The organism is Ruegeria sp. ABM4_193, from assembly GCF_056158705.1.
The window spans coordinates 2,787,398-2,801,516 of the sequence record NZ_JBSWTT010000001.1 but is presented as its reverse complement, the minus strand read 5'-3'; the positions used below and the strand labels follow the sequence as shown (position 1 = coordinate 2,801,516).

11 protein-coding genes are annotated in these 14,119 nt (G+C 58.1%); 7 read left to right on the top strand and 4 right to left on the bottom strand.

Translation table 11 applies throughout. The features are described from left to right. The first annotated feature begins 11 nt into the window (after window positions 1-11). Window positions 12-3,053, top strand: coding sequence for an efflux RND transporter permease subunit (locus tag ACXADZ_RS14000; RefSeq protein ID WP_475197227.1), 3,042 nt, complete (start codon window positions 12-14; stop codon window positions 3,051-3,053). A gap of 229 nt (window positions 3,054-3,282) precedes the next feature. On the opposite strand, the gene carB is transcribed toward ACXADZ_RS14000, so the two are convergent. Then, a complete protein-coding gene (gene carB / locus ACXADZ_RS13995; RefSeq protein WP_475197225.1) occupies window positions 3,283-6,627 on the bottom strand; it encodes a carbamoyl-phosphate synthase large subunit in 3,345 nt (1,114 codons plus the stop codon). Between the two features lie 178 nt (window positions 6,628-6,805). Between carB and ACXADZ_RS13990 the strand changes: the two genes are divergently transcribed. The 4 genes from ACXADZ_RS13990 to aspS all read left to right on the top strand — a co-directional run bounded on the left by ACXADZ_RS13990 (window position 6,806) and on the right by aspS (window position 11,058). Beyond that, a complete protein-coding gene (locus tag ACXADZ_RS13990; protein ID WP_475197224.1) occupies window positions 6,806-7,933 on the top strand; it encodes an aminodeoxychorismate synthase component I in 1,128 nt (375 codons plus the stop codon). Beyond that, entirely contained in the window at window positions 7,888-8,535 is a 648-nt protein-coding gene (locus tag ACXADZ_RS13985; RefSeq protein ID WP_475197223.1) for an aminotransferase class IV family protein, read from the top strand. Before ACXADZ_RS13990 ends, ACXADZ_RS13985 begins: the two co-directional genes overlap by 46 nt. After that, the gene (locus ACXADZ_RS13980) at window positions 8,532-9,203 is read left to right on the top strand and encodes a CPBP family intramembrane glutamic endopeptidase (RefSeq protein ID WP_475197221.1); all 672 of its coding nucleotides are present in this window, start codon (window positions 8,532-8,534) and stop codon (window positions 9,201-9,203) included. Before ACXADZ_RS13985 ends, ACXADZ_RS13980 begins: the two co-directional genes overlap by 4 nt. Before the next feature lie 79 nt (window positions 9,204-9,282). Further along, window positions 9,283-11,058 carry an aspartate--tRNA ligase gene (gene aspS / locus ACXADZ_RS13975; RefSeq protein ID WP_475197220.1) on the top strand — a complete coding sequence of 592 codons (1,776 nt, stop codon included), beginning with the start codon at window positions 9,283-9,285 and terminating at the stop codon, window positions 11,056-11,058. 180 nt (window positions 11,059-11,238) lie between these two features. Here the strand turns inward: aspS and ACXADZ_RS13970 are convergent, their stop codons facing one another. Further along, window positions 11,239-11,958 (bottom strand): response regulator, encoded by a 720-nt coding sequence (locus tag ACXADZ_RS13970; RefSeq protein WP_171091630.1) that lies wholly within the window; start codon window positions 11,956-11,958, stop codon window positions 11,239-11,241. Window positions 11,959-12,094: 136 nt separating this feature from the next. Here ACXADZ_RS13970 and mce point away from each other — a divergent pair, with 136 nt between their 5' ends. Continuing rightward, entirely contained in the window at window positions 12,095-12,499 is a 405-nt protein-coding gene (gene mce / locus ACXADZ_RS13965) for a methylmalonyl-CoA epimerase (protein ID WP_171091628.1), read from the top strand. 24 nt (window positions 12,500-12,523) lie between these two features. Beyond that, window positions 12,524-12,796 (top strand): DUF1467 family protein, encoded by a 273-nt coding sequence (locus tag ACXADZ_RS13960; RefSeq protein WP_475197213.1) that lies wholly within the window; start codon window positions 12,524-12,526, stop codon window positions 12,794-12,796. A 7-nt stretch (window positions 12,797-12,803) separates the two neighbouring features. On the opposite strand, the gene ACXADZ_RS13955 is transcribed toward ACXADZ_RS13960, so the two are convergent. Further along, window positions 12,804-13,502: an EI24 domain-containing protein gene (locus ACXADZ_RS13955; protein ID WP_475197211.1), complete on the bottom strand. Its 699-nt coding sequence runs from the start codon at window positions 13,500-13,502 to the stop codon at window positions 12,804-12,806. Beyond that, complete coding sequence (locus ACXADZ_RS13950) at window positions 13,499-14,077, bottom strand: nitroreductase family protein (protein ID WP_171091622.1); 579 nt, start codon at window positions 14,075-14,077, stop codon at window positions 13,499-13,501. The genes ACXADZ_RS13955 and ACXADZ_RS13950 overlap by 4 nt, the downstream gene beginning before the upstream one ends. Between the last annotated feature and the right edge of the window lie 42 nt (window positions 14,078-14,119).

The following is a 14,119-nucleotide window of genomic DNA, read 5'->3' as shown; positions in this document are numbered from 1 at the left end:
GGGGCTGACGGATGAACATCGCTCGTGGCTCAATTGATCGGCCTCTGTATACTTGGCTGATCATCCTCATTGCCCTGTTTGGCGGCATCTGGGGTTTCCTGTCCTTGGGCCGGTTGGAAGACCCGGCCTTCACAATCAAAAACGCGGTTATCGTAACACAATACCCTGGCGCTACGGCGGAACAGGTGGCGCTTGAGGTGTCCGAGCCGCTTGAGTCTGCCATTCAGCAGATGGGTGAAGTTGACGTTATCACCTCGGTCAACCAGCCTGGACAGTCTCTGATCGAGGTTGAGATCAAATCAACTTACGATGGAAGCGAATTGCCCGACATCTGGACCCGGCTCAGGGCCAAGGTGCGCGATGCCGCGCGTGGGCTGCCTTCCGGTGTTGGCCAACCTTACGTAAATGATGGTTTCGGCGACGTGTTTGGCCTGTTCTACGCCGTCACTGCCGAAGGGTTTTCCGACGCTGAGAAACATGAGCTGGCAACATTCCTTCGGCGCGAGTTGTTGGCCGTAAACGGTGTGGCGGACGTTGAGGTGCAGGGTCTGCCGAACGAGGCCATCTTTGTCGAACCGGATTTGGCGATCTCGGTCAACCAGAACGTTCCGCTTCAGGCGATCAACGAAGCCATCGCCAATGCGGATTCGGTGAATTCTTCGGGTTCATTGCGTTCGGACAGCGACAGGACAACCATACTGACCGCAGAAGGCTCGGACAGCGTATCAGCCATCGCAGGTCTTTCGGTTGGCTCGCAGGGGCAGGTGATCAACCTGTTCGACATGTCCAACGTCTATCGTGCCCGCCAGAACGACCCCGACATCATGATACGCTATAATGGGACCGAAGCCTTCACACTCGGTATCGCCGGGCTGTCCACGGAAAATATCGTTGAAGTGGGCAAACGGGTTGATGCCAAATTCGAAGACCTGAACACGGCCATTCCCTTTGGCGTCGATATCTTGCCGATCTATCAGCAGCATGTAGTGGTCGAGAAGGCTTCGAACGACTTTCTTGTAAATCTTGCCATGTCCGTGGCCATTGTGGTTGCTGTTTTGGGTATCTTCATGGGGTGGCGAGCCGCCATCGTTGTCGGCTCGACCCTGCTGCTTACCGTGGTTGGTACGCTCCTGTTCATGTCGTTATTCTCGATCGAGATGGAGCGAATTTCGCTTGGGGCCCTGATTATTGCCATGGGGATGTTGGTGGACAACGCTATCGTGGTAGCCGAGGGGATGCAGATCGCGATGTTGCGCGGCAAGTCCTCGCGCGATGCCGCCGAAGATGTGGCTTCGAAAACTCAAATCCCGCTGCTGGGGGCCACCGTAATCGGTATCATGGCGTTTGCAGGCATCGGTCTCAGCCCTGATGCAACAGGTGAGTTCCTGTTCTCTCTGTTTGCGGTGATCGGTATTTCTTTGCTGCTTAGCTGGGTGTTGGCCATCACCGTCACGCCGTTGTTGGGCCACTACTTCTTCAAGCAAGGCAAAGAAGGTGAGATCGACGCTTACGGAGGCATACTGTTCCGCATCTATGGCGCGATCTTGCATTTTGCACTGCGGTTCCGGTGGCTGGTCGTTGCGGGCCTCATTGCCGTGACTGTTGCGTGCTACGCCGGGTTTGGACTTATGAAGCAGCAGTTCTTCCCCAATTCGAACACGCCTTTGTTCTTTGTGCATTACAAACTGCCGCAAGGCACGCCGATTGCACGTACGGCGCAGGACATGGCGGTGTTCGAGGACTGGCTGGCCGAACGTGAGGATGTGGTTTCGGTCACAACTTTCGTGGGGCAGGGTGCAACGCGATTCATGCTGACCTATTCGGCAGAAAAGCCGAACCCAAGCTACGGACACATGATTATCCGCACCGAAAGCCTTGAAGACATACCGGCTTTGCAGGCGGATCTTGAGGCGTTCGGATCTGTTCAGTTTCCCGAAGGTGAGTTTGGAACCAAACGTCTGATCTTTGGTCCTGGCGGCGGTGATCCGATCCAGGCTCGGTTCTCGGGGAGTGATCCGGTTGTGTTGCGTCAGCTTGCGGACGAGGCGGTGCAGCGTATGGCTGCAGCATCGCCGAACGCGCTGCTTGTCCATCACGACTGGCGTGAACAGGAGCTGGCAGTACAACCGATCTATGCCACCGAACGTGCGCAAACTGCCGGCGTCACGCGCGAAGACATCGCCGCGACACTGCAATTCTCGACCGACGGCATCACCGGTGGCGTGCTGCGCGAACGTGATCGTCAGATCCCGATCATTCTGCGCCGCCCGGCCGATGGCGATTATTCGATTGTCGATCAGGTGGTTTATTCGGATCAGACCGAGCGGTTTGTCCCAATCGAACAGATGGTTGATGGGTTCGAGTACAAGTCGCTCAACACACTTGTTCACCGCCGCGACCGTGTTCTGACGATCACCGTCGGAGCAGACATTCCGCCCGATCTGACGGCGGCACAGGTCCATGCCGAAGTCCGCGACGCCATCGAAGCCATCGAACTGCCCCCGGGCTATAAGATGGAATGGGGTGGAGAGTTCGAAGACTCGCGCGATGCGCAGGAAAGCTTGGGCAAGCAACTGCCGCTGAGCCTGCTGATTATGGTGCTGATCTCGGTCCTGCTGTTCAATGCAATCCGTCAGCCGATCATCATCTGGCTGCTGGTGCCGATGTCAGTGAACGGCGTGGTCATCGGCCTGCTGGGAACAGGGCTGCCGTTTACGTTCACCGCGCTGCTGGGTCTGCTCAGCCTGTCAGGTATGTTGATCAAAAACGGCATCGTTCTGGTCGAAGAGATCGACCTTGTCCGCGCCACTGGCAAACCTCTGCGTGAGTTTATTGTCGAAGCTTCGGTCTCTCGTTTGCGTCCAGTGATGCTGGCGGCAATCACGACCATTCTGGGTATGGCACCATTGCTGACCGACGCGTTCTTCGTTTCGATGGCCGTGACGATCATGGGTGGTCTGGCATTCGCCACCATTCTAACAATGGTCGCAGCACCCGTCTTCTACCTGCTGTTTTTCAAGCGGGATGAAAGACGCGAGGCGCAAGCAGCTTGAAGTCAAGGTGCAACCGGGTCCGGCTGAACTCCCAGGCCCGGTTGCATCAAATTAATGGAACAAACGGCACATCACAGGCGGCCAGAATTGTGAGTGCAGCGAGAACCAGAATTGTGCGCATTATTCGTACTCCTGAGTTCTGCAAAAAAAGCGCGACCGCTGATTTCAGGTCAACGGGCGCGTATCTTTATGTTCTTGAATGAGCCGATTGTAGCTCAGGCGACGTGGATCACCCCTGCAGCGACTTCACCTCTACATCCCCTTCGGCCTGCGCCTTGATCGCCAGCGCGGCGGCGTTGGCTCCGGCGGCGGTGGTGAAGTAGGGGATTTTGTCATACAGCGCGATTGAGCGGATGGCCTTGCTGTCTTCGACCGCCTGCGCGCCTTCGGTAGTGTTCATCACCAACTGCACCTGACCGTCTTTCAGCATGTCCACCACATCCGGGCGGCCTTCGTAGACCTTGTTCACAACCTCACAGGCAACGCCTTGTTCGTCCAGCCAGCTTTGTGTGCCGCGGGTCGCCACAAGCGTAAAGCCCTGATCCACCAGAACCTGCGCCGCTTCCAGCATGGCGTTCCCTTTGTCGGCATCCTTGATGGAAATGAACGCCCGCCCCGAGGACGGCAGTACCATCCCCGCGCCCATCTGCGCCTTCAGGAAGGCGCGCGGGAAGTCGCGGTCCCAGCCCATGACTTCACCGGTCGAACGCATTTCCGGGCCCAAAATGGTGTCAACGCCAGGGAAACGAGCGAAGGGCATTACAGCCTCTTTCACCGAGAACCACGGCATATCCGGGTCGGCCAGAGTCATCTGGTCCGCGATCTTGGTGTCTTGACCTTCCTTGTAGGCAGGGCGCATCGGGAAGTTCGACAGTTTCTCGCCCGCCATCACCCGCGCTGCGATCGAGGCAATCGCGCTGTCGGTCGCCTTGGCCACGAATGGCACGGTGCGTGAGGCGCGGGGGTTCACTTCGATCAGATAGATCTCATCGTCCTTGATCGCGAACTGCACGTTCATCAGGCCAACAACGTTCAACGCTTTGGCCAGCTTGAACGCCTGATCCTTGATCTGGTCAATGATCTCTGCGGACAGCGAATAGGGCGGCAGCGAGCAGGCCGAGTCGCCCGAGTGAACGCCAGCCTCTTCGATATGCTGCATGATGCCCGCGACGTGGACGTCAGTACCATCGCACAGCGCGTCGACGTCCAGTTCCACGGCACCGGCCAGATAGCTGTCGAGCAGAACGGGGCTGTCGCCCGAAACCACAACGGCCTCGTTGATATAGCGCCGCAACTGATCCATATCGCGCACGATTTCCATTGCGCGGCCGCCCAGCACGTAAGAGGGGCGAATAACCAGAGGGAAGCCGATTTCTTCGGCGATCTCAAGCGCCTGTTCGTCGGTAGACGCGATGCCGTTCTTGGGCTGCTTCAGGCCCAGATCGTTGACCAACGCCTGGAACCGTTCGCGGTCTTCGGCCAGGTCGATGGCGTCCGGGGTGGTTCCGAGGATCGGAATGCCTTCGGCCTCAAGCGCGTTGGCAAGTTTCAGCGGTGTTTGGCCGCCGAACTGAACGATGACGCCGTGCAGCGTGCCGTTTTCCTGCTCTTTCGTCAGGATTTCCATGACGTGCTCAAACGTCAGAGGCTCGAAATACAGACGATCCGAGGTGTCATAGTCGGTCGAGACCGTCTCGGGGTTGCAGTTGACCATGATGGTCTCATACCCAGCTTCGGTCAGCGCGAAACAGGCGTGGCAGCAGCAGTAATCGAACTCGATACCCTGACCGATCCGGTTGGGGCCACCGCCGAGAATGACGACCTTTTTGCGGTCTGACGGGCGGGCTTCGCACTCAACTTCACCCATCATCGGGGCCTCATAGGTCGAGTACATATAGGGCGTCTGCGCCTCGAATTCGGCGGCGCAAGTGTCGATGCGTTTGAACACGGCTGAAACGCCGAGATTGCGGCGGGCGCGGCGGACGTTGTCTTCTTCACGGCCGGTCAGGTTGCCCAAACGAGCATCGGTGAAGCCCAGCATTTTCAGCTTGCGGATACCGTCTTCGGTCATCGGCAGACCGTCTTTGCGCACCTGACGCTCGGCCTCGATGATCTCGCGGATACGGGCCAAGAACCACGGATCGAACTTGGTAACGCCGAAAATCTCGTCGTCAGTCAAACCATGACGCATCGCCTGCGCGATGGTGCGCAGGCGGTCAGGCGTTTGCTGGCTGATCGCCTTGATCACGGCAGCCTTGTCGTCGGCTTCCTCCCACACGCCCACGTTCAGGCCGGGGATTTCGATCTCATCAAAGCCGGTCAGGCCCGACTCCATCGAAGCCAACGCCTTTTGCATCGATTCGTGGATGGTGCGACCGATGGACATTGCCTCACCCACCGATTTCATCGCGGTGGTCAGGTAGGGCTCAGAGCCGGGGAATTTCTCGAACGCGAATTTCGGGATCTTGGTGACGACATAGTCGATGGTCGGTTCAAACGAGGCGGGAGTGACTTTGGTGATGTCGTTGTCCAACTCGTCCAGCGTGTAGCCCACGGCCAGCTTTGCGGCGATCTTCGCAATCGGGAAACCGGTTGCTTTGGAAGCCAATGCCGAAGACCGTGACACGCGCGGGTTCATCTCGATCACGACCATACGGCCGTCATCGGGGTTGATCGCCCACTGCACGTTCGAGCCACCGGTCTCGACCCCAATCTCGCGCAGAACGGCGATCGAGCCGTTGCGCATGATCTGGTATTCTTTGTCGGTCAGCGTCAGGGCAGGGGCCACGGTGATCGAGTCACCGGTGTGCACGCCCATCGGATCGACGTTTTCGATGGAACAAACGATGATGGCGTTGTCTGCGGTGTCGCGGACCACCTCCATCTCATACTCTTTCCAGCCCAGCAGGCTTTCATCGACAAGGATCTGGTTGACGGGCGAGGCATCCATGCCCGAACGACAAAAGTGGATGTAATCTTCGCGGTTATACGCCACGCCACCGCCTGTGCCACCCAAGGTAAAGGCGGGGCGGATGATGGCAGGCAGGCCAATCTCTTCCAGCTCGTCCAGCGCCATCTGCACGCCGGCATCCAGATCAGTGGAACCGTCTTCGCGCTTGGGCGCGGTTACGATGGTCGCCTTGGGGTTTTCCAGTCCCAGCCGGTCCATCGCCTCACGGAACAGGGCGCGGTCTTCGGCCATTTCGATGGCGTCGCGCTTGGCGCCGATCATCTCGACACCAAACTTGTCCAGCACACCCATCTCTTCCAGTGCGAGCGATGTGTTCAAACCGGTCTGCCCGCCCATTGTGGGTAGAAGGGCGTCGGGGCGTTCTTTTTCGATGATCTTGGCGACTACTTCGGGTGTGATCGGCTCGATGTAGGTGGCATCCGCCAGCCCGGGATCCGTCATGATCGTGGCGGGGTTCGAGTTCACCAGAATGACCCGGTAGCCTTCCTCGCGCAGCGCCTTACAGGCTTGAGCACCGGAATAGTCGAATTCGCAAGCCTGTCCGATAACAATGGGACCCGCCCCGATGATCATGATCGACTGAATGTCGGTTCTCTTCGGCATGGTCTGGCCCCTTCGATTTTGCATGAGTCGCGGGCACCGCCCAAGCGCCCAAATTGTCGTGCGTTATAGGGACCGCGCAAAAAGGTTCAAGGGGTATCGGAAACAGAAGCGAAATTGCCGCTTTCCCCCCTTTCCCTTGGCAGAGTATTCCCTATATCGCCCCACACGGCAAATGAGGATGCAATTGCGTATTCGTTTCGATCAAGGACCGGCCGGGCGTGGAACCCGGTTCGAGCGTCCGTCTCAAATCATCCGCGCGGATGTTGCGGAAGAAGTGCCCCAGGCTTTGGCGGCGCTGGATGAGGTGCGCGCAGGTGGTTCCTGGGTGGCGGGGTATGCGAGTTACGAGCTTGGTTATGCGCTGGAACCCCGGTTGCTGAACCTGTTGCCCAAGGATCGCCGTCTGCCCTTGTTGTGCTTTGGAGTATACGACGCGCCGGATCGTGTTGCCCTGCCAGCAGCAGCAGGAGAGGTCAGCACTTTTGAGCCCCGTTGGGACGAGGCGCGTTATACGCAGGCGTTTCAGGCCGTACACGATGCTATCGGTGCTGGCGACATTTACCAAGCCAACTTGACCTTTCCGATCGATCTGACAGTCTCGGGCGACAGTGAAACGCTGTATGCAGCGCTTGCTGCAGGGCAACCGGTTGGCCACGGAGCGTTAGTGCAGCAGGACGGATTGCCCGATTTGCTCAGCCGGTCGCCCGAACTGTTCTTTCGCACAGATGAGGCGGGCAGGATCGAAACCCGCCCAATGAAGGGCACCCAACCGCGCAGCGATGACCCGGAAGAAGACGCGCAGCGCCGGGCCTTTCTGACCACGGACGAAAAGAATCGCGCCGAGAACCTGATGATCGTAGATTTGCTGCGCAACGATATCAGCCGTGTAGCATTGCCCGGATCAGTTCATGTGCCCGAGCTGTTCAAGGTCGAGACCTACGCCACTGTGCACCAGATGGTTTCGCTGGTGCGTGCTCAGTTGCACAAATATGTAGGGCTGGGTGAGATTCTGACAGCGCTGTTTCCGTGCGGTTCGATCACAGGCGCACCCAAGATTTGCGCGATGGAAATTCTGGCCGACCTGGAACCCTGGCCGCGTGACATCTATTGTGGGACTATCGGCTGGGCCGCGCCGGATGGCCGGTCCGAGTTCAATGTGGCCATTCGTACCCTGATGCGAGAGGATGATCACGCCACGCTGAATGTGGGTGGTGGTCTCGTTTGGGACAGCACCGCCCCTTCAGAATACGAGGAGGCGCTATGGAAAGCCCGCTTTGCCCGTCAAATGAGCCTGATTTCCGCGTAATCGAAACACTGGCTTTCTGGCCGGATCAGGGTTTTGTGCGGCAGGACCGCCATTTGGCGCGTATGGCCCGCACGGCCCGAGTTTTCGATCTTCCGTTCAACTTGGATGCCGCAAGCGAGACTTTGGCCGCTGCCGAGGGGGATGCACCACTACGCTGTCGACTGACGCTGGGTGCGAGCGGCGCATTTGAGCTGACGACTGGTGACTTGGCTGAAAACCCGCCGATTTGGCGCGTGGCCGTGTCCAAAGAACGTCTGGCATCGAATGACCTGTGGTTGCGGCACAAGACCACCCACCGCGCGCTGTATGACAAGGCACGTGCCTCGCTGCCGGAAAATACAGACGAGCTGTTGTTCCAAAACGAACTTGGCGAGCTATGCGAAGGCACCATCACCAACCTGTTTGCTGAAATGACCGATGGTCGGTTTCTGACACCTGCGCTGTCCTGCGGGTTGTTGCCGGGTATTTTGCGTGAAGAGCTGCTGGATAAAGAAACAGTGACCGAGGCCGTGCTGACCTTGACCGATCTACAGAACGCGCGGACTGTGTATATGGGCAATTCATTGCGCGGGTTGATCCGGGTGGAGCTGATAGATACGTGACCAAAGACAGCACTTTGATCGGCCCGCCTGTGGCGCTGTTGCGGCTGCGGCTGGAGTTTGGGCTGTTCTATATCGGACTGCCACTGCTGATTGCCGTACTCTTTCCACCGAACTGGATGTTTCCGGCGCTGTTCGCGCTGACCGGGCTGGGCATCGTATTGCTGCATCAGACACTGGGCTTTCAATGGTCCGAACTGCGGTATGAGTGGGCCAACTGGTCCTTTCGAGAAGTACTGTTGTTCACGGTTATTATGGCCGTCTTCTGTACCGGCCTGATCCAGATCACACGCCCGGATGCAGCGTTTTTCCTGGCTATTCACCGACCCGAGATGCTGGTCTTTATCTGGATTGGCTATCCGCTTTTGTCAGCCCTGCCGCAAGAGCTGCTGTTCCGTCCTTTGTTCTTCCGCCGCTATCACGCGATCCTGCCAGACGGACGCGCGGCCTATTTGCTGAACGCGGCCATATTCTCGTTCGCGCATCTGATGTACTGGAGCTGGATCGTCGCCGTGATGACCTTTGCGGGCGGGCTGCTGTTCACGTGGGCGTACCGGCGGCGCGGGTCGTTCTTTTATGCAGTGCTGTTGCACGCAATCGCGGGCAATATCATCTTTGCAGTGGGACTGGGTGTCTATTTCTACTCGGGCAACGTGCAAAGGCCGTTTTGACGGGGCGACGCGCCTTGACTTTCCGGGCCTGACAGGGTGTATCGGCGCGACGAATTCTGCGCCCGAAGGGATATGATCCATGCACGCCTATCGCAGCCACACCTGCGCCGCTCTGACCGCCGCCAATGTCGGTGAAACTGTCCGCCTGTCCGGCTGGGTGCATCGGGTTCGAGATCACGGTGGCGTGTTGTTCATCGACCTGCGCGACCATTTCGGCGTAACTCAGGTTCTGTGCGACGGCGACAGCGCAGCCTTTGCCGAGCTGGAGAAAGTGCGGTCCGAATGGTGCATCCGCATCGACGGTACCGTCAAAGCACGCGATGCCGACTTGGTGAACCCGAAGCTGCCGACCGGCGAGATTGAGGTCTACGTGCGTGAGCTGGAAGTGTTGGGTGCGGCCGACGAACTGCCGCTGATGGTGTTCGGCGATCAGGAATACCCCGAGGAGACGCGCCTGCGCTATCGCTATCTGGACCTGCGCCGCGAAGCGATGCAGCGTAACATGACCCTGCGCTCGGACGTTGTGGCATCCATGCGTAAACGTATGTGGGATCAGGGCTTCCGCGAGTATCAGACGCCGATCATCACAGCATCCTCGCCCGAAGGCGCGCGTGACTTTCTGGTACCGTCGCGTCTGCATCCCGGTAAATTCTACGCCCTGCCGCAGGCCCCGCAGCAGTTCAAGCAGCTGATCATGGTGTCGGGTTTCGACAAGTATTTCCAGATCGCGCCTTGCTTCCGTGACGAAGACCCGCGCGCAGACCGCTCGCCCACCGATTTCTACCAGCTTGACCTTGAGATGTCCTTTGTCGAGCAGCAGGACGTGTTCGACACGATTCAACCCGTTCTGACCGGCGTGTTCGAAGAATTCGGCGGTGGTCGCAAGGTCGATCAGGAGTGGCCGCAGATTTCCTACAAGGACTCGGCGTTGTGGTACGGCACCGACAAACCCGACTTGCGGAACCCTATCAAAATGCAAGTGGTCTCGGACCACTTCCGCGGGTCGGGCTTTGCGATCTTCGCAAAGCTGTTGGAGCAGGACGGCACTGAAATCCGCGCGATCCCCGCGCCCACGGGTGGCAGCCGCAAATTCTGCGACCGCATGAACGCGTTTGCCCAGAAAGAGGGTCTGCCGGGAATGGGGTATATCTTCTGGCGCGATCAGGGTGAAGGCATGGAAGCCGCTGGCCCGCTGGCCAAGAACATCGGCCCCGAGCGCACAGAAGCGATCCGTCAGCAACTGGGTCTTGGCGTCGGCGATGCGGCGTTTTTCCTGGGCGGCAAGCCGAAAGCTTTTGAGAAGGTTGCTGGCAAGGCGCGCGATGTGATCGGTGAAGAACTGAACCTGACCGAAAAAGACCGCTTTGCTTTTGCCTGGATCGTGGATTTCCCGATTTATGAGCAAGACGAAGAAACTGGCGCGATCGATTTTGAACATAACCCGTTCTCGATGCCGCAGGGTGGCATGGATGCGCTGAATGGTGATCCTCTGGACGTGCGCGGATACCAGTACGACTTGGCCTGTAACGGGTATGAGCTGGTCTCGGGCGCGATCCGGAACCACAAGCCTGAAATCATGCTGAAAGCCTTTGAACTGGCGGGGTACGGCGAGGATGAGGTCAAGTCCCGCTTCGGCGCTCTGTTCAACGCTTTCCACTACGGCGCACCGCCGCACGGTGGCTGTGCTGCAGGTATCGACCGGATCGTTATGCTGCTGGCGGATGAGGCAAATATCCGCGAAGTCATGATGTTCCCGATGAACCAGCGTGCCGAAGACCTTATGATGGATGCGCCCTCTGATCCAACTTCGGATCAGTTGATGGAACTTGGTCTGCGCATCATCCCTCAGGACTAAGAACAATCGCCCGCAGTAAGCGGGCGATTTTCATTTGGCGGCAGGAAACGTTCCGCGTATCAGTCCAGCGGGTTTTCCAGATGATCCCGATTGCCCCGAATACTGCGTGCCGTCTGGCGCGTCTGACGATAAGCCCAGACACACAGAAGTGTTGCGGTAATGAAATAAGCCGTAATCATTTCAAATCGCTTCCCGCTGTTCCAATCGGTTCTGCACCATCCCAGCGACTTGCGCCGCCTGTGCCGTGAGCGGTGCCCCGCTTGCACGTGACAGAGCCAGTTTGCGCGCAGCTTCGGCCAGCGGTTTATCACCTGCCTCTCGTGCGACGCCTTGAAGGAACTGGGCGGCATAATCCAGAGTGTGTTGATCGTTGGGTCCGGTCAGGAAATCAGCGATATGGGCCATGTCATCCTGATAGGCCAACGGGTCCGGTTTGATGACCTCGTCCCGGATTGCATGTAACCCGCTTGGACGCCGATCCTCGGGCAACCGCTCCAGAATGGATTTCTGAAAGTAGGACATTGATTTTAGCGGCTTGGCCAAAAATCCATCCGCTCCGGCAGCCAGTGCCTGACTTTCGTTGGCATCATCGCCTGACAGGCCCATGATGACGCTGATACGGGGCGTTGCCTCGGACAGTTCGGCGATCAGATCGGCCCCGGACCCATCCGGCAGACCCATATCGATCAATATGACCGAGGGACGATAGATCTGAAGGTGTCGTCGGGCCGATTTCAGACAATCCGCGCGGCGAATACGTGCGCCGCTGTGTAGACACATAAGTCGGATTGCGTCGCACGCGTATCGGCTGTCTTCAACAACCAGAATGGTCTGACCCAGCAAGGGCCGCGTTGCGGTGGGCGTGACGGTGGTGGTGGCAAGTAGGCCCGAATCGTCCATGGCAGCTCTCCTATCCAGCAGATGCTTCACGCTAGGAACTTCTGGCTAACACGACGTTAACGCGCGATTTGGCGCACTTGTCCTTTGGCCTAACAGCCCCCATAACCCATGCAACGCAGGACATCAGGAGTGAGATATGATTGGACGTCTGAACCACGTCGCCATTGCCGTGCCGGATCTTGAAGCAGCTTCGGCGCAATATCGCAATGCGCTGGGCGCCAAGGTCGGCGCGCCGCAGGACGAACCGGATCACGGCGTCACGGTTGTGTTCATTGAACTGCCCAATACCAAAATCGAGCTTCTATATCCGTTAGGTGAAGACAGCCCGATCAACGGCTTCCTGGAAAAGAACCCGTCGGGCGGCATTCATCACGTGTGCTATGAGGTTGAGGACATTATCGCCGCCCGGGATCATCTGAAGGAAACCGGTGCCCGCGTTCTTGGCTCGGGCGAGCCCAAGATCGGTGCGCATGGCAAGCCGGTTTTGTTCCTGCATCCGAAGGATTTCAACGGCTGCCTTGTCGAGCTTGAGCAAGTATAACCCCCCAGCGCCGGAGGGAATGAAATGACCATCACTGCCGCACTTGTACTGTTCGCCGTCATCTGGTTCCTGACGCTGCTGATCGTGCTGCCCGTTCGCATTAAAACACAAGGCGATCTGGGCGATATCGTTCCGGGCACTCATGCTGGTGCCCCGGAAGTGCATCACATGAAGAAAAAGATGTGGATCACGACCGGTATTTCCCTGGTTTTATGGGCCATCATTGCAGGTATTATTTTGTCGGGATTGATCTCGGTCCGGGATTTCGACTGGTTGAACCAGCTAGAGCCCCGCTGACCCAATGTCAGGCCCGTGGGCCTGACACTGCGTGATAGATGTGGGTGAACGTGGCTGCCCCGATAATTGGGATCACCAGATTGACCAGCGGTACCGAAAGCGGAACCGCCATTAAAGTACCCGCCACCCAGATCGTTGTTGAATGCTTGGCGCGCAACTTTCGCGCGCCTTCACGCCCGACCCGACGCATGGCTGCTAACGTAAAATATTCCCGCCCCAGCAGGAAGCCGTTCATCGCCCAGAAGATAAAGGGCGCCAGCGGGGTGAAAATCGCATAGAGAATGAACGCCAGCAGGTTGGCGACAATCAGCACGCCAAGAAAGCTGAGACCGTCCAAAAGTGCTTCGGACATTGGGATGCGCCGCGCGGGTGGCAAGGTTGGAAAATGCTTGTCCTCAACTGCCTGGGCCACTTCATCCAGAAAGATCGACGTGATGGCCGAGGCCACAGGCACCATCAGGAAAACCGGCAATATCAGGACCAGCACGATTCCGGAATAGTTCAGAACGTCATTCAGCCAGGGGACAGCACCGATGAAGGGCAGGGAAATCTCACTGCCTGACAACCAGTTGATCAACCAGATCGCCCCGGCACTGGCAGCGATCAGGAGCAGGATCGTCAATCCGACACCCCTTAACAAGACCCCCCGGAATTTTGGGTCTCCGATCTGGCCAAGTGCGTTGAAAAAGGCGTTCAGGATTGTCATTCGCTGACCCATTCCGTCAAGGCCGCCACATCAGGTCGGGGGCGCTCGGGCGGGGCCGATCCTTCGGTCGCAATATGGATCAACCCGGCCACGCTTTCGTTGTCTGCCAGTCCAAGCGCCTGGGTGCAGAAGTCGCGGTCATGGGTTTGCCAGCCCGATAGCCAGTTTGCGCCCCATCCTGCCGCCAGCGCAGCATTCAGCAGGGCCAGACAGACAGCTCCGGCAGAATAGGTTTGCTCAATTGCGGGGATCTTTTCGGACGGTTTTTGCACTTCGATCACCGCAACCGCCAAGTGCCCCATGTCGAACTGGCTGCGCGCTTTGGCGATGTCCTCGGGGCTTTTCCCCAGCTTTTGACCACATGCTTCGGTCAAATCTGCCAAACGCGGCATGGCACCCTTTTCCAAAACGATGAAGCGCCAAGGCTCTAACTTACCATGATCGGGGCTGCGTGCAGCAGCGGTGAGCAAGGGCAGCAATTCGTCCCGTGTTGGGGCCGGAGCAATCAATGTCTTGGCGGGGCGGGACCGGCGCGACAGTAAAAACTCCAGAGCGGCGGGGCTTTTCAGGGACATATGTTAACTTCCTTTACATCACGACTCTGTATCTTGGTCGGC